Genomic DNA, 21654 nt, shown 5'->3' with positions numbered 1-21654 from the left:
GCCTCACCCGGCACAGGTGATCCGGGGTCCGGGTTCAGTGCGTCAGGGCGAGCTTGAACGAGATGATCACCAGGCCGAGCAGCAGATTGATCGCGGCGGTGACCGACACCAGCCGCCAGGAGGCTCCCGCCTTCCGCGCCCCGGCCGCGGACCAGCCCACCTGCCCGGCCACGGCCACCGCGACCGCCAGCCAGACCGCACCCTCCAGGCCCAGGCCCAGCAGCGGGCTCACGGCGACGGCGAGGGCCGGCGGGACGGCAGCCTTGACGATCGGCCACTCCTCGCGGCACACCCGCACGATCGTCGGGCGGTCCAGGGGCTGTTGCGCGAGGTGGGCGCCGAACAGCTGCGCGTGGACGTGCCCGACCCAGAAGACGAGGCCGGTGAGCACCAGCAGCACCACCAGTTGCAGCCGGGGAAACTGACCCAGGCTGCCGGCGCCGATCACCACGGACGCGGCGAGCATCGACCCGTAGACCGCGCCCGTGTAGTCGGCGTGGGCGCGACGCCCGGCACGGCCTGCCAGTGCTGTGGTGTCGTCGGTCGAGGACATCGCCGTGGCCTTTCGCACTCACTCGGTGGCTTCGGGGACGCCGGTCGGGGCGCCACCCTTCGACGGCCGCGGGCGCCGGGCAGGTGCGGTCGGCAGGTGGGGTGTGACGAGGAGACTCGCGAGGGTGATCCCGCCGGTGGCGAAGATCGCCGCCTTCAGGCCGTCGAGCTGTGCCGCGGCGTACGACTCCGTGACGGCGTCGACCTCGGACGGCGGCAGTCCGGACTGCTCGGCCGCCGAGCGCACCTGGTCGGTCGGCACGAAGTTGACGCCCGCCTCCAGGGCCACTCCGGTCTGCCGGCGCGCCTCGTCCGACAGCTGGGGGTTGTCCCGCACCTGCACCGTGAACGCGTGCGCCAGCGCGCCGATGAGGATCGACCCGATGAGTGCGGTGCCCAGCGCCGAGCCGAGGTTCTGCGCCGTGAACTGCAGGCCGCCGACCTCGCTGCGTTCCGCCTCGCCCACGCTGGACTGGACAACGTTGCCCAGCTGCGAGGCGAGCAGTCCCATACCGATGCCGAGCACCGCCATGGCCCCGGCGAACTGGGCGTCGTCGATGACCGGGTCGATGGTGGCCAGCAGCCACACGATGGCCGCCGCCAGCATCAGCAGGGCCAGCCGTACGACCCGACGCGGCCCCAAGGTACGGCCGAGCCGGGCGGCGGTCAGGGAGGTGATGAGCATCGTGACGGACACCGGCAGCAGCCGCAGCCCCGTCTGGAAGGCGTCGAAGCCCTGCACCACCTGCAGATACAGCGGGATGGCGAAGAACAGGCCCAGCAGGATCAGGTTCTGGCTCAGCAGGGTCAGCAGACCGGATCGCAGGGGCGGCACGCCGAGCAGGGACAGGTGCACCAACGGGTCGGCGCCCTTGGCCTCGCGTCGGCGCTCCCAGTGCACGAAGAGGGACAGCACGGCCACCCCGGCAGCGACGACGAACAGGGTGGGCGCGAAGCCGAGGACGGTGAAGGGCGGGTTGCGCGGCTTCACCCAGCCCCAGGTGCTGCTCTGCAGCACCCCGAGCACGCCCAGCCCCAGTCCTGCCGCCGAGAGCGCCGCACCGATCCCGTCCAGCCGGGGCGGCGGTCCGGTCCGCGCGGACTCGCCGATCACCCGGTGGCACAACAGCACGGCGACGACGACCACGACCTCGCCGGCGAAGACCAGCCGCCAGGTCAGGTACGTCGTCACCCAGCCGCCCAGCAGTGGGCCGACGGCGATGCCGGCGCCCGCCAGCCCGCCGATCACGCCGTAGGCCACCGCCCGGTCCCTGCCCCGGTAGGCCTCGGCGACCAGGGCCGCCATGGCCGGCAGCACCATCGCGGCCCCGAGGCCCTCGATGACGGACCAGCCCAGCGCGAGGACCCACAGGGTGGGCGCCAGCGCGGTCAGGGCGGACCCGATGCCGTAGACGACCAGGCCGAGCAGGAACAGGCGACGGCGGCCGTGGATGTCGCCGAGCCTGCCTCCGATGATCATGAATGCGGCCATCACCAGCGCGTACAGCGTGATGACCGCCTGGATCGAGGTGACCTCGGTGTGGAAGTCCTCGACCAGTTGGCTGATGGACACGTTCATGACGGACGTGTCCAGGACCATCAGGAACTGGGCCGTCCCGAGCACGATCAGGGCTCGCCAATGTCCCACGCCGCCACCTCGGCTCACATCAGTCCCCGTTCACGGGCCCGCCGCACCGCCTCGCCGCGGCGGTTCACACCCAGCTTGCGGTAGACGCTCTTGAGGTGCGTCTTGACCGTGTTCACGGAGACGTACAGGTCGGCGGCGATCTCTTCCGTGGACATCATCTGGCCCAGGCGCCGCAGCACTTCGAGCTCGCGTCCGCTCAGTTCCTCGACGACCAGCGGCGCGCGCTCCTCGGCCACGCGGGGAGCGGGGTCGCCGGGGGTGAGCCAGCCCGCGGCGAGGCTCTGCAGCGGCGGGGTGTCCAGCAGGTGCCGGATGCGTGGTCCGGCGTCCAGGAACGGACGCCGCAGCCGCTCCTTCCGGGCCTCCAGCAGGGCCCGGGCGAGCAGCTTGCGGGCGGTGGCGACGTCCCCGGCGTCCTGCGCGGCACGGGCGCGCACCAGCGCGGCACAGACGCTCACCCCCGGGCCGGTACGGCTCCGGGTGTGCAACTGGTCCACCAGGTCGAGGGCCGCGTCCCGGTTGCCCGCGGCGAGCTGGGCCCACGCCAGCTCCGCCGCGTACGCCGGCTCGGTGCCGTAGGGCACGTCGTCCAGCACCTTCGCGGCGGTGTCCGGCCGGCCCTCGGCCAGATGGGCGGCGGAGGTGACCAGCGCCGTGTGGACCTCGGCCCACGGGGAGGTCACGTCGGCCGGGACGGCGGGGCCGGCGGCCTCAGCGGCGGCCCGTGGGTCGCCCCGCGCCAGCAGCAGCCGGGCCGTCACGAGGGATCTGCCCGCCGCCGTCACCGGGTCGAGCACGGCGGGGCCGGAGTCGCCCGCCTCCTCCAGGAGGGCCTGGGCCTGCGTGAGGTCGTCGCGGTCCACGGCCACCGCGGCCAGCACCAGCCGCCCGAGATCCGCGCCGGAGGGCCGGTGCAGACCGAACTGTTCGGTCTCGCTGAGCGCCGCCAGCGCCTTGCGTTCGGCCCGGCCGAGCCAGCCGTTCAGGTAGTCGATCAGCGCCAGGTGTCCGAGGGAGTCCTGGCGGGGCAGGGCGGTCGCGACGCCGCTGGGGCAGCCGACCACTTCGGACAGGGCGGCCCGGGCCTCGTCGAAGCTGCCGGCCCACAGCCTGGTCGAGCCCAGATGGGTGAGCAGCAGGGCGGTGAGTTCCGGGTGCTTCTCCAGGAGGTGGGCCGGTACCTCGTGGCGCAGCTCCTCGGCCGTGGCCACGGCCTTCTCGGCCCGGGAGGGCGAGCCGGTCAGCCGGGCCGCCAGGGATTCCAGCAGCACGCAGCTCAGCCGGAGTGCGGGATCGGGCTCCTCCTCGGCCAGCTGCTCCTCGGCCTGGCGCAGATGGTTCAGGCCGCGTTCGAGATCGTGCTCGGCCAGGTCGCGGGCGGCCCGCACCACGTCCGGGGCCGCCCCCTCGGCCTCGGGCCCCATCCGCGCGAACAACTCGCCGAGGTCGTCCGCGCGCAGCCCGGTGAAGAGCTGCCCGATCGCGAGGTCGTCGACCAGGGCACCGGCGGTGAACTCCCAGTCGCCCGCGGCGGCGCCGTGCGCCAGCGCCTCCGGCAGGGACCCGGTGGCCCGCAGCCACTCCCCGGCCCGCCGGTGGAGTTCCGGCTCCAGGCCCGGATGCCGGGCCCGCAGATGGGCCCGCAGGATCTCGCCGAACAGCGGATGCAGCCGGTACCAGGCGTGCCCGAGGTCCTCGACGAACGCGTTCTGCCGGTGCAGCCCGGCCAGGACCGGTTCGAGGCCGCTGCGGCCCGTGAGCGCCTCCGCCAGCGCGGGGCAGAAGCGGTCCACGACGCTGACCCGCAGCAGGAGGTCCTGGGTGCGGGCCGTCTGCCGTTTCAGCACCTCGGCGAGGAGGAAGTCGGCGACCGCGCTCCGGCCCGCCTCGAACTCCCTGAGGTAGGCCTCGGGATCCTCGCTCTCCTGGGCGGCCATGGCGCACAGGCGCAGCCCGGCGGCCCAGCCCCGGGTGCGCTCGACCACGGCCCGGGTGGCCTCGGCCGGGAGCCGCAGGCCGTGCAGCTCCAGGAGGTCGGCCGCCTCGTCGGGGGTGAAGGCCAGCTCGGCGTCCCGGATCTCGGTCATGGCCGCGGCCGCCCGGTAGCGGTGCAGCGGCAGCAGCGGTTCGGTGCGGGTGACGAGGATCAGCCGCAGTCCGGGCCCGGCGTGGTGCAGGACGAACTCCAGCTGCTCCGCGGTCTGGGAGGCGGTCTGGCGGTCGAACTCGTCGAGCACGAGGATCGCGGGCCGGTCATGGCCGCTGAGTTCGTCGGCCAGGCGTGCCAGCAGCTTGTGGTCCACGCGGCTCGCGTCCGCGGGGCAGCCGATGTCGGCCGAGAGCGGTACGCCGGCGGCGCGCAGGGCGTGCAGCACATAGGCCCAGAACATGCCGACGCCCTGGTCCCCGGCCTCGTTGGTGAACCAGGCGACCGGCCGCCCGAGCCCGGCGGCCCAGTCCGCGACCAGCAGGGTCTTGCCGGCCCCGGCCGAGCCGTTGACCATCGTCAGCGGCGTGCCGAGGGCCTTGTCCAGGTGTTCGACCAGCCGCGGGCGGCGCAGGAAGGTGGCCGGCCTGGCCGGCGGGGCGAACCGTGTCTGCAGGAACGGCTCGCCCAGGGGATCGGCACACAGGTCGGCCGGTCCCCCGGTGTTCTCTTCACTCATGGCCATCGGGTCACCACCACGGTCCGTGAGGCAGTGGACGACGCTCCACGGGATCAGAATCGCAGTCTTCTCGCTCCGGCGCAGTTCACGCGGGTCCGGCGGCCCCCGCTCTTGCCGTCAGGGCTGGTCGGCGGGCGGTTGCGGCGCCGCCCGGGCGGCGTCCTGCTCGGTGCGGCCGCCTGCCGCGAGCAGCGCGAGCACGGCCAGGACCGCGAGCAGGACGACGACCAGGAGCAGCACCGTGAGCACGGTCGGGTGGTTCCAGAGCGCGAAGACGAGCGCGATGACCAGCAGCGCGGCGAGGGTGAGGCCCTTGCGGTAGGCCAGCGCCCAGGAGCCGGCGCGCCCGGTGTGGATGTGGTGGGCGGCCGCCCACCGGGCGGCGGAGTCCGCGGTGTTGTCGGAGGTGCCCCGGATGGCCACCGGCAGGCGGCCCGGCCCGACGAGGTAGGCGCCCAGGGCGATGACCACGCCCAGGACGACGGCCGTCCGCAGGCTGACCTTGAGGAAGCGGAGCAGGGTGTCGAAGACGGCCGCGGCGGCGGCCTTCGACTGCACCTCGGGCGGCAGGTGGTCCAGGTAGTAGTGGCGGGCGACGACCAGGGCGATGGCCACCACCAGGCAGGCGAAGGCGGCGCCGAGGGCGGTGCGTGCCAGGGCCCGGCGTCGGTGGCGGGCCAGGAAGACGCCCAGGGCACCGAGGACGACGACGAGGACGGGGAACCAGTTCCCGACGACGTTCAGCAGGTGCGCGCCCTTGCGGGCCTTGGCGAGCTGGTCGGAGTGGAAGAGCACCATCTGCTTGTCCACCTCCGGGATCTTCTCGGCGGGCTTCAGGCCCGCGTCGACCAGTTCCTTCTTCACCTCGTCGACGGCCGTACCGACGTTCAGGGTGACCGTGCCGTCGCTGACCCCGACGGCACCGCGGCCCTCGCCGGTCAGGGCGTGCACGACGGCCTGGTGGGCGGCGCGGTTGGCGGTGCGCCAGGTCGTCGCGAAGACGTTGCTGTCGACGACACGGGTGGCGATCTTGGTCACCGCCTGGTTCACGGCGGAGTCGATCTGCGGCCCCAGGCCCTTGAGCGCGTCGGCGGCGCGGGGCGGCAGCCCCTGGGACTGGAGCCAGGTGGCGATGTCGTTGGCGACCTGTGGGCCGTCCACCCGGGCGCCCACGGCCTCGGTGATCCGGTGGACCGCCGCGTCCTGGATGGCGGGGTCCGTGGCCAGTGGCGCGACCGTGGACACGTACCGGTCGGTGTCGAGTGCGATGTCCTTCACCCAGACCGCGAGCAGGGCGACGGGGACGAGGATGCAGGTCAGCACGATCAGCACGGCCGAGGCGGTGCCGCGCGCGGCCCGCGCGGCCGCCCCGCCCCCGCTCCGGCGCGCCCCTTCCTCGCCGCCGGCTCTGGGCTCGTCGTCCGGGCTCGGGGGGTGCGGGGCGGGCGGCTCGGTCACGGTGCCTCCGGCGCGGTGGGAATGCCTGAACCCCCATTGCGTCAGCCGCACGGGCACCGCGCGCGCTGGGCAGGCCGAATGGAGGACGCCCAGGGCCTGTCCGGCCATTCCCGTCGTCCGCCGGAGGGCGGGGCCGCGCGGCGGCGATGGGGCCCCGCGCGAGCGTGGCGAGCGTGCGTGCCGGACGCCGCGCGGCAGGCGGGAACGGTCAGGCAGGCCCTAGGTCTCCCGGCTCCACCGCGGAGGCGGGCTGCCCAGGCGCTTCGCCAGTGGGGGTTCCTGTGCGGCGACGGCGCCCGCGCTGATGCTGATGGCGACCGCGACGGCGACCACGATCATCCAGGACAGCAGCAGGAACACCAGGCCGAGGGAGCCGTAGTCGGCCAGGGCGCGGTTGATGGCCCTGGGCATGTACAGCGGCGCGGTGCTCGTCAGGACGGTCAGGACGACCGCCGTGATCACGGCGCCCGGCAGCAGGGGCTTCCAGGTGATCAGGCCGCCGAGCAGTAGATGCGGCGTCCACCACCACAGGCCCGTCTGGGTCACCAGAGTGAGGGGGATGCCCAGCCAGGCGCCCAGGCCGAACCCGTCGCGAATCGGGCCCTGCAGGATCATGGCCCCGAGCCACAGGAGGAGCCAGGCCACCCAGCGCCAGGGGGCGACGCGGGTGCCCGCTCTGGGGATCTCCCAGGCGCGCTTGCAGAGCCGTTGCAGGGCCCGGCTGACGGCGGTGGCCGAGATCAGCACCATCAGTCCGCCGACGACGCCGGTGGCCTGCCGCAGATCCTCCGTGGTCGGCTGGAACACCTTCTCCAGCTCGGTCTGAGCGTCACCCGTCAGGCCCAGTACCGCGTGCACGGACCTGACCAGCTGCTGCCTGAGCCACGACGGAGCGTAGGCCGCGACCACGAACAGCAGCGGGATGGCGGTGAGGAAGCACTGCGCGGCCAGCCGGGTGGCGGAGTCGAAGATGTTCACGGACACCATGCGGTCCATGAGATGGGTGACGAACGGGAACCGGGTCTCCGCCTCCCGGTGCAGCGTCTTCGCCCGGGCCACGAGCTCGGTGCTGCGCCGCTTCCACCACCCCGGCCCGGGACGCCGCTTCCCCTGCCCGCCCCGTCGCATCAGGGTCCCGCGGGCGCGCTTCGGCGGTACGACCGACGCCTGCTCGGGGTCGGCGCACTCGTGGTCGGCATGGCGTTGCTCATGTCCCTTCAACACGCCTTTCCCTTCGACGCGCCTTTCCCTTCGACACTCCGTGCCCTCCGACCAGAGTGGGGGCCGGGACACCCGGCGGCACCCGGAGGCCGGGGCGGAGGGGGTGTCGCGCGCGGATGTGCGCGGCTCTGGGGCGCGTGCTGCAATGGCCAGGAGGGCTGACGACCGCCGACGCGAGGGCGCTGCCACGGAGCCGCGGACGGCCCCCCTCCCCTGTTCCCGAGGAGTGGCCATGAACGGCATCGAAGAAATGGGCCCGGTCGACTATCTGGTCATCGAGTTCCCCGGCAACCGCATGACGGGCGAGGCCTTCCCCCTGCTGGTGGATCTGGTCGAGCGCGGCCTCGTCCGGATCATCGACCTCGCCTTCCTCCGCAAGGACACCGACGGCTCGGTCGTCGCACTGGAGTTGCGGGACCTCGGCGACGAGGTCGATCTGACCGTCTTCGAGGGCGCCTCGGCCGGCGTGCTGGACCAGAGCGACCTGGACGAGGCCGGCAATGCGCTGGAGCCCGGCAACTCGGCCGCTGTGCTGGTGTACGAGAACGTGTGGGCCGCTCCCCTGGCCCGCGCGCTCAGGCGCAGTGGGGCCCAGCTCGTCGCGAGCGGCCGTATCCCGGTGCAGGCCCTGCTGGCGTCCCTGGACGCCACGGAGGAGACGACTCCCCCCGGCGGCTCCGCGGTCGCCTGAACGGCCGCGCCGACACCGGTCGCCCGAACGGCGTGACCGAACACCGGCCGGCTGAACGGCCGGACCGAATCTTGGGAGATGACCGACATGCCCGGACTGCTTCGGGGCGTCGCACGCACCGCCGTCGTCGCCGGAACCGCCACCGCCGTGTCCAACCGCGTCTCGCGACGGCAGGCGGGGCGATGGGCGCAGCAGGACTACGAGCAGCAGCAGGCCTATGCACAGCAGCAGGAGCCGGCGCCGCCTGCTCCTCCCGCTCCTCCCGCAGCGCAGTCCGCCGCCCCTGACGAGATGACTCAGCGGATCGATCAGCTCAAGCAGCTGGCCGACCTGAAGGCACAAGGGGTCCTGACGGAAGAGGAGTTCGAGAACCAGAAGCGCCGGCTCCTGGGTGGCTGACCTCGGTCGGGGTCAGGCATAGACCCTCTCGACGAAGTCGTGGATCTGGCGGTCCGTCAGGTGCCGGGCCAGATCGGCCTCACTGATGATGCCGACGAGCTTCTTCTTCTGGATCACGGGCAGTCGGCGTATCTGGTTCGTGGACATCTCGTCCAGCACCTGCTCGACGGTCGCGTTCGCGTCGATCCAGCGCGGCGTGCCCTGGGCCAGGTCTCCGCACGTCACCTTCGAAGGATCGTGGCCCTTGGCCACACACTTCACGACGATGTCACGGTCCGTGACGATGCCGCACAGTCGTTCGTTGGCGTCGCTGACGGGCAGCGCACCCACGTTCAGACGGGCCATCAGCTGCGCGGCCCGGTCGAGGGTCTCGGTCGCCGGGATCCACTGGGCCCCGGGATGCATGATCTCTGCGGCGGTGGTCATCGGTTCAACCTCCTGGGACACACGCCCGTACGGGTGAACAAGGGCGTCCTTCTTTCACCGTACGAGCATGTCCGCGTCCCCGCGCGATGTCCCGGACCGGCCCCGCGCCGCCCTACCGGTGCTCGGGGTTCTCGTAGTCGCGGCGGCAGCCGGCGTCCCAGGCGGTGCGCTGGTTGCCGTAGGCGGGGATGCCACCGAGATCCTTCAACGACCGCGCCAGATGCAGCAGGTTCCAGGTCATGAAGGTGGTGTTGCGGTTGGTGAAGTCGTTCTCCGGACCGCCCGAGCCGGGGTCGAGGTACGAGGGGCCGGGGCCCGCCTCGCCGATCCAACCGGCGTCCGCCTGGGGCGGGATGGTGTATCCCAGGTGCTGCAGGCTGTAGAGCACGTTCATGGCGCAGTGCTTGACGCCGTCCTCGTTGCCGGTGATCAGACAGCCGCCGACCTTTCCGTAGTAGGCGTACTGGCCGGCTTCGTTGAGCAGGCTGGAGCAGGCGTAGAGGCGCTCGATCACCCGCTTCGTCACCGAGCTGTTGTCGCCGAGCCAGATGGGGCCTGCCAGCACCAGGATGTCGGCCGCCATGACCTGCCGGTACAGGTCCGGCCAGGCGTCGGTCGCCCAGCCGTGCTCCGTCATGTCGGGCCACACACCGGTGGCGATGTCGTGGTCCACCGCCCGTACGACATCGACGTGCACTCCCTGCGCGCCCAGGATGGCGGTGCTCCGGTCGATCAGCCCCTGGGTGTTGCTGACCTCCGGCGACCGCTTCAGGGTGCAGTTGATCACCATGGCCCGCAGGTCGTCGTAGCGGGCCGGCGGTGTGTCGGTGGCGGGCGACGAAGCGGTCATACGGTCCTCCCGGGGCCCTGGCGGCACGGTGTGCGACGGCGCGTTCACATCCGGCTCCAGCCTGTGGGACGACCGGGGCGGCCGCCACCACAGTTCCTCCGGATGCCCCGGGTGTACCGCGCGGCTACTGTCGAGAAGCCCCCTCCCTCGTCCCCCGTCCGCCAGAAGGCATCTCCGGAAGGAGTGTGGTCGGCGTGGCCCGCAACCGCCGTCTGATCCTGAGCTCGCCGTCCGAGGTCTGGAGCCTGCTCGCCGACGGCCATCGCTACGGGGAGTGGGTGACCGGAACCCAGCAGGTGCTCGCCGCGGACCCGCACTGGCCCGCCGTGGGCGCACGCCTGCGAGTCCGGGTCGGTGCCGGCCCGTTGACCCTCGACGACACCTGCGTCGTCCGCATCTGCGAGCCGCGGCACCGCCTGGAGCTGGAGGCGAAGGCGGATCCCTTCGGTGCGGCCCGCATCGCCATGAACCTGATCCCCTGGGGCGAGCACACGCTCTTCGTCCTCGACTGGCACCCGCTCCGCGGCCCCGGCACCCGGATGCACGGACTCCCCGTGGACTACGTCGTCAGGATCCGCAACGGCATGATGCTGACGAAGCTGGCCCGGATCGCGACGCGCGAACACGGCGAACGCGCTGACGGGGACCTGCTGCACACGGGCAGCGGATGAGGCCGCCCCGGCATGGGTGACACCCCGCGCGCCCGCTTCGCTGTACGGGATGGCTCCTCCGTGGGGCCCGCGGTACCTCTTCCGCCCCTGACCTCCCGGCGGGGTATCGCACGCCGGGGCAGGCAGGCGCACTCCCCCTACGCCTGCCTGCCCTTGCACCGAGCCTGCGGCAGGCGCCCGTAGCGGATGGTCTCCACCGGTTCCCCCTGGTCGCGCCCTCCTCGTGGGTCCCGGGCTTCGCCGCCCTCGGAAGGCAGATGAGGCGGGTGCGAGGGCGGCTCAGTCGCGCAGGGTGAGGACGAGGTAGCCGTCGACGCGGCTGAGCCGGTCCGAGGCAGGGTCGGGCGGGAGCGCGTGGCCGAGGTTGTCGGCACGGACCTCGCTGATCCACTGGTCGTGCTGGTATTCGTGGTTGATCAGTGCGGTCAGCAGGTGGGTCCCGACGACGGCCAGTTGGGTGGGGGCGCCGACCCTCCCGGCGGCGATGTCGCCGATGCGGGCGTGGACGCGTTCGGCGACGGTGTCCCGGAAGGCGGTGAGCCGCTCGACGGTGGGCAGCGCGCCGCGGAACTTCTCCGGATTCGCCGAGTCCATGAGCCCGTCCAGCTCCGGGTCCGGACTGGGCTCGGCCGCGATGAGGTTGCGGATCATGAAGTGGGCGACGTGGGCCTGGTGGCCGAGATGCCAGCCGATGGCACTGGAGTCCTCGTGCGGGCGCCAGGTCACCTCGTCCGGGGTGAGGTCTCTCCACAGGTCGTCGGTGTAGGCGCGGGCACGGTCGTACTCGCGGAGCAGCGCTGTGAGTTCGTGCATGACTCCATCTTTCGGTGTTCGCGGGGACAGGGAGGGCAGTGCATATGGCCGGCGGGCGGCGGCGAGTCCGTCGGCCGGTCGGAGGAGATCTGTACCCCACGGCCCAGGTCCATCAGCCGCCGGCGCGGGACTTCGGGCGAGGTGAGCTTGGAGCGGGGGGACCATCGCCGAGCCCGGGCCCAGCTCGGTCCAGTCCTCCAGGACCTGGTAGCCGGCAGCTCCCCCGGATACGTGTGCAGGGGCATCTCGTGCGTCTGGAAGAACCTGGAGGCCCGCGACCACATCGGCGGACCGGGCTCTCGGCGGACCGGGCTCTCGACCTGGGAGCAACCTGGTTCTGGGACGGACGGACACATCGAAGGCGCCCTCGCCTCCGGCGCGAACGGCCCCGGCATCGGCCTCACCACCCCCGAGCCTCCGCGCGACGACGAGCGGGCTCCGGTCGTAGCCTGCGGCCATGAGTGACATCACCCCGCGCGAAGCCTTCGACCTGCTCCTGGCCGGCAACCGGCGCTTCGCAGCCGGTACGCCTCAGCACCCCAACCAGGACGCCACCCGCCGCGCCGACACAGCCCCCGCCCAGCACCCGTTCGCCGTACTGCTCGGATGCTCCGACTCCCGCCTGGCCGCCGAGATCATCTTCGACCAGGGGCTGGGAGACCTGTTCGTCGTACGCACCGCCGGGCACGTGGCCGGACCGGAGGTCCTGGGCAGCGTCGAATACGGGGTGAGGGTGCTGGGCTGTCCGCTGGTCGTCGTCCTCGGCCACGATGCCTGCGGTGCGGTCGCGGCGACCCGCGCGGCCGTGGCAGACGGTACGACCGCCCGCGGGTACCTACGGGACGTGCTGGAGCGGGTGACACCCAGTGTGCTGGCCGCTCACGCCGCCGGCGTGAGCGAGGACGACGACTTCATCGCCACACACGTCCGGCACACGGTCGACTTCCTCATGGAGCGCTCCCGTGAACTGGCCGACCAGGTCGCCGCCGGGCGCACGGCGGTCGTCGGCCTGTCCTACCGCCTGGCCGAGGGCAACGCTCGGCTGGTCGTCTCCCGCGGCCTGGATCTGCCCTCGGCCCCGGCCCGCCACCCCGACACCGCCCCGACCCCTGGCGGCCGCTGAATCATGCCCAGGCACGGAGCGGTCGGGCGGCAGCAGCGTGCTTCCGTCAGTGAAGCTGCGCGGCGAACACCTCGTACGCCCGCTCGTCGAAGAGGATGAACCGCACCTCTTCCACGGCTGTCCGGGCGGCCCGCACCGTGTCGAGCGCGATCCGTGCCGCGTCGTCCATCGGCCATCGGTACACGCCGGTGGAGATCGCCGGGAACGCGACCGTACGGGCTCCCAGCTCGTCGGCCACGCGGAGGGACTCCCGGTAGCAGGAGGCGAGCAGGTCGGAGCGGTCCTCGGAGGCGGACCAGACGGGGCCCACCGTGTGGATGACCCAGCGGGCGTCCAGATCGCCCGCCGTGGTGGCGACCGCATGGCCCGTGGGCAGGCCCTTGCCGTAGTGAGAGGCCCGGAGCCCCCGGCACTCCTCCAGGATCGCGGGGCCGCCGCGGCGGTGGATCGCGCCGTCCACGCCTCCGCCGCCGAGCAGTGAGGAGTTGGCCGCGTTCACGATCGCGTCGGCGCTCTGCCGGGTGATGTCGCCCTGGGCCAGGGTGATGGTGGTCATGCCTGCCTCAGCCTTCTCCACACGGCCTTCGCCGCGTTGTGCCCCGACATGCCGTGCACGCCGGGTCCCGGCGGGGTGGCCGAGGAGCAGATGAAGACGGCCGGATGGGGGGTGCGGTAGGGGAACAGGGACAGTCTGGGGCGCAGCAGGAGCTGGAGTCCGGAGGCCGCGCCGCAGGCGATGTCGCCGCCGACGTAGTTGGCGTTGCGCGCGGCCATCTCGGCCGGCCCTGCGGTGGCGCGGGCGAGGATCCGGTCGCGGAAGCCGGGGGCGAACCGCTCCAGCTGGCGTTCCATGGCGTCCGTGAGGTCGCCGGTCCAGCCGTTGGGGACGTGGCCGTACGCCCAGAAGACGTGCTTGCCCTCGGGGGCCCGGGTGGGGTCGGCCACACTGGGCTGCACGGTGATCATGAACGGTCTGTCGGGGGCGCGGCCGTCGCGGGACGCGGCCCGCAGGGCGGTGCCGATCTCGGTCTTGCTCGCGCCGATCTGCACGGTGCCCGCGACCCGGGCCTCGGGTGCGGTCCACGGGACCGGGCCGTCCAGCGCATAGTCGATCTTGAAGACGCTGGGGCCGTAGCGGTAGTGGTCGTAGTAACCGCCGAAGCCGGCGATCCGGGCGAGCGCGGCCGGCGAGGTGTCGAAGACGTACGCGCGGGCGGGCGGCAGGTCGTCCAGGCGCTTGACCTCGTAGTCGGTGTGCACGGCGCCGCCGAGGTCCTGGAGGTAGGCGGCGAGGGCGTCGGAGATCGCCTGGGAGCCGCCGCGGGCCACGGGCCAGCCGCGGGCGTGCGCGGCCAGTGCGAAGACCAGGCCGATGGCGCTGGTGGCGAGGCCGTTCAACGGGGCCATGACATGGGCGACGAGGCCCGAGAAGAGGGCCTTGAACCGCTCGTCGTGGAAGCGGCGCATCAGCACGGTGGAGGGCGGCAGCCCGGCCAGGCCGAAGCGGGCGAGGGTGACCGGGTCGCGCGGCAGCGCGGTCAGCGGCAGGGACATGAAGTCCCGGGCGAGCGTGTCCCACCTGGGCAGGAACGGCCTGACCAGTCTGCGGTACGCGCCCGCGTCGCGCGGGCCGAAGGAGGCGGCCGTCTCGGCGACGGAACGGGCCAGCACGGCCGCGGTGCCGTCCGGGAACGGGTGCGCCATGGGCAGGTCCGCGTGCAGCCACTGGAGGCCGTAGCGCTCCAGGGGCAGCGCGCGGAACGCGGGCGAGTTGATGCCGAGGGGGTGGGCGGCCGAGCACGGGTCGTGCCGGAAGCCGGGCAGGGTCAGCTCCTCGGTGCGGGCGCCGCCGCCGACGGTGGACCGTGCTTCGAACAGGGCGACGGAGAAGCCCCGGCGGGCCAGCTCCACGGCAGCGGTCAATCCGTTCGGTCCCGCACCCACCACGACCGCATCGAGCATCGACGGCACCTTCGGACCCCTTCGTCAGCCGATGGCCACTCAGGTTCAGGATATGCCCGGGGGACTGACACTCCCCGGGGCCGGGTGGCTCAGGCGCCGGTGCGCAGCAGATCCACGATCCGGCGGGCGGTGCCGGCGTCCCGGGCGGCGGTGAACGGCAGCGCGTTGGCACCGGTCACCCGGAACGGCTCGCCGGCGCGGGTGACGTGGAGGCCGCCCGCCTCCTCGACCAGGAGCAGGCCCGCGGCGTGGTCCCAGGCGGCCTCCCAGGAGAACGCCACGGCGTCCAACTCGCCCCGGGCGATGGCGAGATACTCCAGGCCCGCCGAGCCGCAGGGGCGCGGGGCGAGGCCGTCGGTCCACAGGGCGCGCAGCGCGTGCTTCTGGTCGTCGGTGGTGAAGTCGGGGTGGGAGGTGGCGACGGTGAGGTCGCGACCGGGCGCGGGCGGGCCCGCGAACAGCCGCTCGCCGTCGAGGAAGGCGCCCCGGCCGCGGACGGCCGTGGCGAGCTGGTCGCGCGCGGCGGCGTAGGTCCAGGAGGCCAGGACGGTGCCCCGGTGGGCCAGTGCGACCAGGGTGCAGAAGCCGTCGTCGCCGTGCACGAACTGCCGGGTGCCGTCGACCGGGTCGATGATCCACACGGGCGCCTCGCCCTGGATCGCGTCGTACGTCGCCGGGTCGGCGTGCACCGCCTCCTCGCCGACCACCACCGAGCCGGGCAGCAGTGCCCCGAGGGCTTCGGTGAGCTGCTGCTCGGCGAGCCGGTCGGCGTCGGTCACCAGGTCGTGCGGTCCGCTCTTCTGGTCCACCTCGTGTGCGGCGAGGCGGCGGAAGCGGGGCAGGATCTCGGTGGCGGCGGCCTTGCGGACCGCTTCCTCGACGTCTGCCGAGCAGCGGGTGAGAAACTCGTCGATGGTTTCCGTGTCTTGGATCATGCCTCCCATGAGAACACGCGCCACTGACAATCCCCGCCCGTCCGATGGACGCCAGGTGGAATCCGGATGAAGAGCGGGTGCCGCCCCCACCGTCACCCACCCCCCCCACCGTCACCGGCCGACCGCGTATCCCTGCATCCCGCGCGGGTTCGCCGCGGCCGAGAGCACGCCGGTCTCCGGGTTCCGGGCCACCGCGCACAGGCGGCCCTCCGACCAGGCGGGGCCGACGGTGACGTCGTGGCCGCGCCGCCGCAGCTCCTCGATCACGTCCGGGGCCGTGCGGGACTCGACGGTCACGCTGCCGGGGCGCAGGCCGCGCGGGTAGAAGGAGCTGGGGAAGCTGTCGTTGTGCCAGTTCGGGGCGTCGATGGCGCCCTGCAGGTCGAGGCCGCCACGGACCGGGGCGCGCAGCACGGCGGCGAGGAGGAAGTGCAGCTGCCACTGGTCCTGCTGGTCGCCGCCGGGCGTGCCGAACGCCAGCACCGGGACGCCGTCGCGCAGGGCCAGGGACGGGGTGAGGGTGGTGCGGGGGCGGCGGCCGGGGGTGAGGGAGTTCGGCAGCCCCTCCTCCAGCCAGGCCATCTGCAGCCGGGTGCCGAGCGGGAAGCCCAGCTCCGGCACGACCGGGTTGGACTGCAGCCAGCCACCGCTGGGCGTGGCCGCGATCATGTTGCCCCAGCGGTCGACGACGTCCAGGTGGCAGGTGTCTCCCCGGGTGCTGCCGTCGGCGGCGACCCGGGGCTCGGCGACGGTCGGCTCGCCCACGCCCATCGGGTTGAAGCCGGTGTCCTGACCGGCCTCCACGCGCGCGCGTGCCTGGGCGGGAAGGCGCGGGGGGCGTCCGCCGGGACTGCCGGGGCGCAGCTCGTACGACGCCTTGGCGCCGACCAGGGCACGCCGCCCGGCGTTGTAGCCGTCCGAGAGCAGCTCGGCGAGCGGCACCTCGGCCGCGTCCCCGTACCAGGCCTCACGGTCGGCCATGGCGAGCTTGCAGCCCTCGATCAGCAGGTGGACGTAGTCGGCCGAGCCGTAGGAGGGCAGCTCGGGCGGGAGCAGGGCGAGCTGCTGCAGGAGGGCGGGGCCCTGGCTCCAGGGGCCGGCCTTGCACACGGTCCAGCCGTTCCAGTCGTACGTCACCGGCGCCTCGTAGCTCGCCGACCAGCCGGCGAGGTCGGCCGCGGTGAGGGTGCCGGTGTGCCGTTCGCCGCTGGCGTCCAGGGTGGGCCGCCGGGCCTGCCGTACCAGCGCCTCGGCGATGAAGCCTGAACGCCACACCTCGCGCGCGGCGTCGATCCGCGCCTCCCGGTCGCCGGCCCCCGCGGTCTCGGCGAGCAGCCGCGTCCAGGTGGCCGCGAGCACGGGATTGCGCAGCAGCTCCCCGGGCCGGGGCGCCCGGCCGCCCGGCAGGTACACCTCGGCCGAAGAGGTCCACTCGGTCTCGAACAGCTCCCGGACGCTCTCCACGGTCGCGCCGACGTTCTCCACGGGTGCGTGCCCGTGCTCGGCGTACCCGATGGCGTACTTCAGGACGCCGTCGAGGGACTTGGTGCCGTGGTCGCGCAGGAGCAGCAGCCAGGCGTCGAAGGCGCCGGGCACGGCGGCCGCGAGCGGTCCGGTGCCGGGTACGAGATCCAGACCGAGCCCCTTGTAGTGCGCGACCGTCGCACCGGCCGGGGCCACACCCTGCCCGCACAGCACGCGGACCTCGCCGCCCGCCGGGGCGAGCAGGATCGGCACCTCGCCGGCGGGCCCGTTCAGGTGCGGCTCCACCACGTGCAGCACGAACGCTCCGGCCACGGCCGCGTCGAAGGCGTTGCCGTCGTCCTCCAGGACCGCCATCGCCGACTGGGAGGCCAGCCAGTGGGTGGAGGACACCATGCCGAAGGTGCCCTGGAGGGTGGGCCGGGTGGTGAACTGCACGGATCACCTCGCTGTTCGAGCGCGTCGGTCGGTCAGCAGGCTATCGAGCGGGCCCGGTTCCGCTCCACGGAGGGATCTCCCCCTGTCCCGGACCCTGGTGGGCCGGAGGTTCCGGTGTGCCCGGTGCCGGACGGCCTGCCCACGGGGGCGGCGCGGGAAAGCCCGCGACGGGTGGGTACGGGGTGGCGAAGGCGGGCGGCGGGCCGGGCGGGAGCGGCGCGGGAGCGGCGCGGACCTGGGAGCGGCGGCGCAGCAGCCACACCACCGCTGCCGTGTACAGCGCGATGCCCGCGACGTCGAGGGCGACCACCTGCCAGGTCGCGTCCGCCGCGGTCTCGTCGCTCTTGAGCCCGTCGACGGTGGCCGCCATGCCGGCGAAGGCGAAGAGGTTGTTGACCGTGTGCAGCACGACGGACGCCTCCAGACCGCCCGTCCGCCAGGTCAGCCAGCCCGCCGCCGCCCCGAACACCACGAGGTCGGCGAACCCCCAGGGCGTGCCCCAGCCGTGGGCGGCGGCGAACAGGACGGCCTGGGGCAGGAGCGCGAACCAGGGCGAGCGCACCCAGCTGCCGACGGCCTGCGTCAGCCAGCCCCGGAAGACGTACTCCTCGGCGGCCGCCTGCAGCGGGACCAGGACGACGAGCATGGCCAGCGCGGGCCCGAAGACCGTCCATCCCGCCCACCGGAACTCCTCGCCGCCGTCGTCGGGCAGCAGGAGCATGCCGCCCGTGGCCAGGGCGAGGATCGGCAGGGCCGTCAGCGCGCACAGGGCCAGCCAGCGCCATCTGAGTCGGCCGGTCACGGAGGAGAGCGTGCCCGCGGGGCGCTGCCCGATCCAGCGCACGGCCAGCAGCACGACGGGTATTCCAGCGGCGATGGCCAGCAGGTCCAGGGCGGTGCCCGGGACGGGGCCGAACTCCACGAATCCGTCGGGGTCCTTGGTGTATCCCCGCCGGGAGCCCCACTCGTCGGCGACGCCGTAGAGGACGGCCACGACGACGATGTAGACCACGGCCACGACCAGGGTCCCCACGAGCGGACGCCACCAGCGGTGGTGCACCGAGAGCCGGGCGAGTCGATGGTAGGGCAGCGGTTCGGGCAGCGGTGGCATCGTCATGGCCCCACTCTCTCCGGCGGCGCCCGGCCCGGACATCGCCCTGCGGCACGAACGGTGCCTCTATCGCTGGGTGGGAACCGGCCTCGGTCTCAGGGCCGGTCCCCGCCGTCCGGGCCGCGCTCTACGCTCGTCGGCGAGATGGAGACGATACGCAACTGGCTTCTGCCGCTGGTGCTGGCAGCCGTACAGGGTGCCCTGATGGGGCCCGGGTCGGGCCCTGCCGAGAGGCCCGGCCTGCCGGGCCTGATCGCCGTCGGCTGTGCCTTGTTCGTGGAGACGGCCGCGCTGGGCCGGCGTCGGCAGGCGCCCGTGCGGGCTCTGGCGGGGGCACTGGGTGCCTACGTCCTGGGCATGGTCGCCTGGCCGGACGGCTACCTCGGCCTCGGCACGCCGGTCGCCCTGTACTCCGTCGCCGTCCGCTGTCCCATGCCGGTGACGGTCCGGGCCGTCGCCGGGCTCGTGGGCGTCGAGTGGGTGATGTCCGCCGTACAGGACGGCTTCCGCGTCTCGCTCCTGACGCTGGCGATCACCCTGTCCGTGTACGTCCTGTGCGCGGGACTCGGCGAGGCGCGGCGCCAGTGGCTCGGCGGACGGCTCACCGCGGCCCACCGGCTGGCCGGGGCGGAGCACGCCCGTCGGACGGCGGGCGACCACGAGCGCCGACGACTCGCGCGCGAGCTGCACGACGTGAGTGCCCATCACCTCACCTCGGTCGTCGTCACCGTGGACGCCGCGCAAAGGCTCCAGGACAGCAGGCCGGAACTGGCCCCCGAGGCACTGTCGTTCGCGGAACGCACCGGCACCGAGACCATGGCATCGCTGCAGCGGCTCGTCGGTCTCCTGCGCGACACCGACTGTCCGGGCGGCCCGGGAGTCACGAGTGCCGAGATCGAGGAACTGGTAGCGGGATTCGGCCGTTTGGGCCGGCCCGTCGCCGCCCACATCCCCGACGACCTGACCGGTCCCGCGGCCGAGGCGATCCACGGAATCGTCCGCGAGGCCCTCACCAACGCCGTACGGCACGCCCCCGGCGCCGCCGCCCGCGTTCACGTCCGCCGGGCGGACGGCCTGCTGGAACTGACGGTGGAGAACGCGCCGCCGCGCACCCCGGCACCGCACGACACCGGCGGTCTCGGCGCGGGACGGGGCGTGGCCGGCATGCGGGAGCGGGCCGCGGCGGCCGGAGGCGAGCTGACCGCCGGTCCCGGCCCCGACGGCGGATGGCTGGTCCGCGCGACCTTGCCGGACGCCGTCGGGCCGCAGCAGCCGCCCGGGCCCGCTTGGCGGCGGCACGTCCTGCGGGAGCAGCGCCTCGCCGATCCGGCCCTCGCCCTCGCCGCGATGATCCTGCCGGTCGTCATCTCCCTCGGGGCCACGGAGGACTGGCCGGAGCGGACCAGGCGCGGCTCGATGCCGGAGCTGATCGTCGTGACGGTGCTGCTGGTCCTGCACGCGCTGCCGCTGTTGTGGCGCAGACGTGCCCCGGTGGCCTGCCTCGTCGCCGTGCTGGCCACGGCCTGGCTGTGGCCCGTGGCCGTCGCGGTGGTGCCCCTGCCGTCACGGGTGTCGCAGTTCCTCGCCGGGGGCACGCTCGTGGAGCTGCTCGCGGTGTACGCGCTCGCCGCCTACGGACGGGGGCCCTCCACCGCCTGGCCGGCGCTGATCGCGACGGCCTTCGGCACGGCCTCCGTCATCACGGCCACGGCCGCTGCCGACGGCTCGTTCGAGGGCGACCCGGTCGACGGGTTCATCGGGGTGATGGTGATCGTCCTGTGCGCCGTGCTGGCTCCCCTCTTCGCCGCCGTGTGCGGTGCGGGTCTCGTCCTGCGCCGCCGGCGCCTGCGTGTGCTGGCGCACGACGACTTCGCCTTCGCCAGTTCGATGTGGCATGCGCAGCAGGCCGCCGAGGCCGAACGGCACCGGCTGGCACTCACGTTGCGCGAGGCCGTACTGCACCACACGGCGTCGCTGGTCGCCCTGGCCCGGCAGGGACGGCTCGACGACGTGGCCACCACGGCCCGGGCCGCCCTCGCCGCCATGCGGGACATGCTGCACGGCCTCGGCGACGCCGGAGACGTCGCCGGCCGCCTCGCTCCCTCCCCTACCGCCGCCGACCTCGACACGCTGTGCCGCACCCTGCGCGCCGCCGGCCGCGACGTGCGGTTGCGGGGCCTGCCCGAGGCCGGGCGGGACCTTCCGGCGTCCGTGCACGTGTCGACGTACCGGATCGTCGCGGCGGCGCTCGGCGCGGGCGACCACGGGCCGGCCCGGGTGACCCTCGGGCGGCGTCGCGGCACCGTGTCCATCACGGTGACGGGCGTACCGCTCGCCGTCGCCGGCCCGGTGGCCGAACGCCTGCGGGTGCAGGCCGCCGCGGGCGAGGGACGGATCGTGCTCGAACCGACCGGTACTGTACGGGTGTCGTTGCCGGCCGGACCCGCTCCGGCGCCCGTCCAGGAGGTGTCCCCGTCGCCGTACGCGTGATCGTCGTCGACGACCAGGCCGTGGTCAGGGCGGGTTTCGCCGCCATCGTGGACGCCGAACCCGACCTCACTGTCGTCGGCGAGGCGGGAGACGGGGCGGGCGCGGTGTCGCTGGCCGCCGCCGAGGCCCCCGACCTCGTCCTGATGGACATCCGGATGCCGGGCATGGACGGACTGACCGCGACCCGCCTGATCACCACGCCGGGGAACGGGCCCCGGGTGCTGGTGCTCACCACCTTCGACCTCGACGAGTACGTGTACGAGGCCCTGCGCGCCGGAGCGTCCGGGTTCCTGCTGAAGGACGCCCGGCCCGAGGACCTGCTGACCGCGATCCGCGTCGTCGCCGCGGGCGACGGCATCCTGGCGCCCGCCGTGACCGGCCGGCTCATCCACACCTTCGCCCAGGGCGCCCCGCGGGTCCCCGGGACGTCCGGCGCCCTCGGCCGACTCACCCCGAGGGAACGGGAAGTACTGCTGAAGGTCGCCTCCGGCCTCACCAACGCCGAGATCGGAGCCGAACTCGGCGTGACCACCGGCACCGTGAAGACCCATGTGAACGGACTGCTGTCCAAGCTGGGCCTGCGCGACCGGGTCCAGGCGACCATCCTCGCCTACGAGATCGGACTGATCCGTCCCCGCGCGAGCCGGGAGAGCTGACCCGGGATCCGCCTCGCGGGTGATCGTTCGGACCTGATCACCGCCCGGGAACCGGGAACACC

Annotated in this window: 19 protein-coding genes; 6 read left to right on the top strand and 13 right to left on the bottom strand. The window is 73.4% G+C overall.

What is annotated here, in order from left to right; all coding sequences use genetic code 11:
• Positions 1–34: 34 nt before the first annotated feature.
• From ACIRVH_RS02635 to ACIRVH_RS02615, 5 genes are all read right to left on the bottom strand, one after another.
• On the bottom strand, positions 35–553 hold the full coding sequence (locus ACIRVH_RS02635) for a hypothetical protein (protein ID WP_403947504.1): 519 nt from the start codon (positions 551–553) through the stop codon (positions 35–37).
• An 18-nt stretch (positions 554–571) separates the two neighbouring features.
• Positions 572–2200, bottom strand: a complete 1629-nt coding sequence (locus ACIRVH_RS02630) for an MFS transporter (RefSeq protein WP_403947503.1) — start codon at positions 2198–2200, stop codon at positions 572–574.
• A gap of 14 nt (positions 2201–2214) precedes the next feature.
• Positions 2215–4872, bottom strand: a complete 2658-nt coding sequence (locus ACIRVH_RS02625; protein ID WP_403947501.1) for a LuxR C-terminal-related transcriptional regulator — start codon at positions 4870–4872, stop codon at positions 2215–2217.
• A 111-nt stretch (positions 4873–4983) separates the two neighbouring features.
• On the bottom strand, positions 4984–6324 hold the full coding sequence (locus tag ACIRVH_RS02620; RefSeq protein ID WP_403947499.1) for a hypothetical protein: 1341 nt from the start codon (positions 6322–6324) through the stop codon (positions 4984–4986).
• A 219-nt stretch (positions 6325–6543) separates the two neighbouring features.
• Positions 6544–7548 (bottom strand): YhjD/YihY/BrkB family envelope integrity protein, encoded by a 1005-nt coding sequence (locus ACIRVH_RS02615; protein WP_403947497.1) that lies wholly within the window; start codon positions 7546–7548, stop codon positions 6544–6546.
• A gap of 229 nt (positions 7549–7777) precedes the next feature.
• Between ACIRVH_RS02615 and ACIRVH_RS02610 the strand changes: the two genes are divergently transcribed.
• Positions 7778–8236 carry a DUF6325 family protein gene (locus ACIRVH_RS02610; protein WP_403947495.1) on the top strand — a complete coding sequence of 153 codons (459 nt, stop codon included), beginning with the start codon at positions 7778–7780 and terminating at the stop codon, positions 8234–8236.
• An 87-nt stretch (positions 8237–8323) separates the two neighbouring features.
• The gene (locus ACIRVH_RS02605; RefSeq protein ID WP_403947804.1) at positions 8324–8635 is read left to right on the top strand and encodes an SHOCT domain-containing protein; all 312 of its coding nucleotides are present in this window, start codon (positions 8324–8326) and stop codon (positions 8633–8635) included.
• A 12-nt stretch (positions 8636–8647) separates the two neighbouring features.
• Here ACIRVH_RS02605 and ACIRVH_RS02600 read toward each other — a convergent pair whose 3' ends face one another.
• Both ACIRVH_RS02600 and ACIRVH_RS02595 read right to left on the bottom strand, forming a co-directional pair.
• The gene (locus ACIRVH_RS02600; protein WP_403947493.1) at positions 8648–9061 is read right to left on the bottom strand and encodes a CBS domain-containing protein; all 414 of its coding nucleotides are present in this window, start codon (positions 9059–9061) and stop codon (positions 8648–8650) included.
• 112 nt (positions 9062–9173) lie between these two features.
• Entirely contained in the window at positions 9174–9911 is a 738-nt protein-coding gene (locus tag ACIRVH_RS02595) for a flavodoxin family protein (RefSeq protein ID WP_403947491.1), read from the bottom strand.
• Positions 9912–10105: 194 nt separating this feature from the next.
• Between ACIRVH_RS02595 and ACIRVH_RS02590 the strand changes: the two genes are divergently transcribed.
• The gene (locus tag ACIRVH_RS02590; protein ID WP_403947489.1) at positions 10106–10582 is read left to right on the top strand and encodes an SRPBCC family protein; all 477 of its coding nucleotides are present in this window, start codon (positions 10106–10108) and stop codon (positions 10580–10582) included.
• A 279-nt stretch (positions 10583–10861) separates the two neighbouring features.
• Here ACIRVH_RS02590 and ACIRVH_RS02585 read toward each other — a convergent pair whose 3' ends face one another.
• Entirely contained in the window at positions 10862–11395 is a 534-nt protein-coding gene (locus ACIRVH_RS02585; protein WP_403947487.1) for a DinB family protein, read from the bottom strand.
• A gap of 457 nt (positions 11396–11852) precedes the next feature.
• On the opposite strand from ACIRVH_RS02585, the gene ACIRVH_RS02580 reads away from it, so the two are divergent.
• Positions 11853–12518 carry a carbonic anhydrase gene (locus tag ACIRVH_RS02580; RefSeq protein ID WP_403947485.1) on the top strand — a complete coding sequence of 222 codons (666 nt, stop codon included), beginning with the start codon at positions 11853–11855 and terminating at the stop codon, positions 12516–12518.
• Positions 12519–12564: 46 nt separating this feature from the next.
• Here ACIRVH_RS02580 and ACIRVH_RS02575 read toward each other — a convergent pair whose 3' ends face one another.
• From ACIRVH_RS02575 to ACIRVH_RS02555, 5 genes are all read right to left on the bottom strand, one after another.
• A complete protein-coding gene (locus ACIRVH_RS02575) occupies positions 12565–13074 on the bottom strand; it encodes an O-acetyl-ADP-ribose deacetylase (protein WP_403947483.1) in 510 nt (169 codons plus the stop codon).
• Complete coding sequence (locus ACIRVH_RS02570) at positions 13071–14480, bottom strand: phytoene desaturase family protein (RefSeq protein ID WP_403947481.1); 1410 nt, start codon at positions 14478–14480, stop codon at positions 13071–13073. The genes ACIRVH_RS02575 and ACIRVH_RS02570 overlap by 4 nt, the downstream gene beginning before the upstream one ends.
• A gap of 89 nt (positions 14481–14569) precedes the next feature.
• Entirely contained in the window at positions 14570–15415 is an 846-nt protein-coding gene (locus ACIRVH_RS02565; protein WP_403947479.1) for an inositol monophosphatase family protein, read from the bottom strand.
• 111 nt (positions 15416–15526) lie between these two features.
• A complete protein-coding gene (locus ACIRVH_RS02560; protein WP_403947803.1) occupies positions 15527–17293 on the bottom strand; it encodes a gamma-glutamyltransferase family protein in 1767 nt (588 codons plus the stop codon).
• 82 nt (positions 17294–17375) lie between these two features.
• On the bottom strand, positions 17376–18452 hold the full coding sequence (locus ACIRVH_RS02555) for a lysostaphin resistance A-like protein (protein ID WP_403947477.1): 1077 nt from the start codon (positions 18450–18452) through the stop codon (positions 17376–17378).
• A 138-nt stretch (positions 18453–18590) separates the two neighbouring features.
• Here ACIRVH_RS02555 and ACIRVH_RS02550 point away from each other — a divergent pair, with 138 nt between their 5' ends.
• Together ACIRVH_RS02550 and ACIRVH_RS02545 are read left to right on the top strand one after the other, a co-directional pair.
• Complete coding sequence (locus tag ACIRVH_RS02550) at positions 18591–20936, top strand: histidine kinase (protein WP_403947475.1); 2346 nt, start codon at positions 18591–18593, stop codon at positions 20934–20936.
• Positions 20933–21592 (top strand): response regulator, encoded by a 660-nt coding sequence (locus tag ACIRVH_RS02545; RefSeq protein ID WP_403947473.1) that lies wholly within the window; start codon positions 20933–20935, stop codon positions 21590–21592. Before ACIRVH_RS02550 ends, ACIRVH_RS02545 begins: the two co-directional genes overlap by 4 nt.
• The last annotated feature ends 62 nt before the right edge of the window (positions 21593–21654 follow it).

Source organism: Streptomyces sp. NPDC101165 (assembly GCF_044768135.1).
In the GTDB taxonomy this organism is placed as follows: Bacteria; Actinomycetota; Actinomycetes; order Streptomycetales; family Streptomycetaceae; genus Streptomyces.
The sequence above is the reverse complement of the archived record's forward strand: the minus strand, read 5'-3'. Positions and strand labels throughout refer to the sequence as shown.

Excerpts from the sequence above, each read along its gene's own strand:
- ACIRVH_RS02635 (WP_403947504.1), bottom strand. The coding sequence starts at position 553 with ATGTCCTCGACCGACGACACCACAGCACTGGCAGGCCGTGCCGGGCGT.
- ACIRVH_RS02625 (WP_403947501.1), bottom strand. The coding sequence starts at position 4,872 with ATGGCCATGAGTGAAGAGAACACCGGGGGACCGGCCGACCTGTGTGCC.
- ACIRVH_RS02610 (WP_403947495.1), top strand. The coding sequence starts at position 7,778 with ATGAACGGCATCGAAGAAATGGGCCCGGTCGACTATCTGGTCATCGAG.
- ACIRVH_RS02605 (WP_403947804.1), top strand. The coding sequence starts at position 8,324 with ATGCCCGGACTGCTTCGGGGCGTCGCACGCACCGCCGTCGTCGCCGGA.
- ACIRVH_RS02600 (WP_403947493.1), bottom strand. The coding sequence starts at position 9,061 with ATGACCACCGCCGCAGAGATCATGCATCCCGGGGCCCAGTGGATCCCG.
- ACIRVH_RS02595 (WP_403947491.1), bottom strand. The coding sequence starts at position 9,911 with ATGACCGCTTCGTCGCCCGCCACCGACACACCGCCGGCCCGCTACGAC.
- ACIRVH_RS02585 (WP_403947487.1), bottom strand. The coding sequence starts at position 11,395 with ATGCACGAACTCACAGCGCTGCTCCGCGAGTACGACCGTGCCCGCGCC.
- ACIRVH_RS02580 (WP_403947485.1), top strand. The coding sequence starts at position 11,853 with ATGAGTGACATCACCCCGCGCGAAGCCTTCGACCTGCTCCTGGCCGGC.
- ACIRVH_RS02575 (WP_403947483.1), bottom strand. The coding sequence starts at position 13,074 with ATGACCACCATCACCCTGGCCCAGGGCGACATCACCCGGCAGAGCGCC.
- ACIRVH_RS02570 (WP_403947481.1), bottom strand. The coding sequence starts at position 14,480 with ATGCTCGATGCGGTCGTGGTGGGTGCGGGACCGAACGGATTGACCGCT.
- ACIRVH_RS02565 (WP_403947479.1), bottom strand. The coding sequence starts at position 15,415 with ATGATCCAAGACACGGAAACCATCGACGAGTTTCTCACCCGCTGCTCG.
- ACIRVH_RS02560 (WP_403947803.1), bottom strand. The coding sequence starts at position 17,293 with ATGGTGTCCTCCACCCACTGGCTGGCCTCCCAGTCGGCGATGGCGGTC.
- ACIRVH_RS02555 (WP_403947477.1), bottom strand. The coding sequence starts at position 18,452 with ATGACGATGCCACCGCTGCCCGAACCGCTGCCCTACCATCGACTCGCC.
- ACIRVH_RS02550 (WP_403947475.1), top strand. The coding sequence starts at position 18,591 with ATGGAGACGATACGCAACTGGCTTCTGCCGCTGGTGCTGGCAGCCGTA.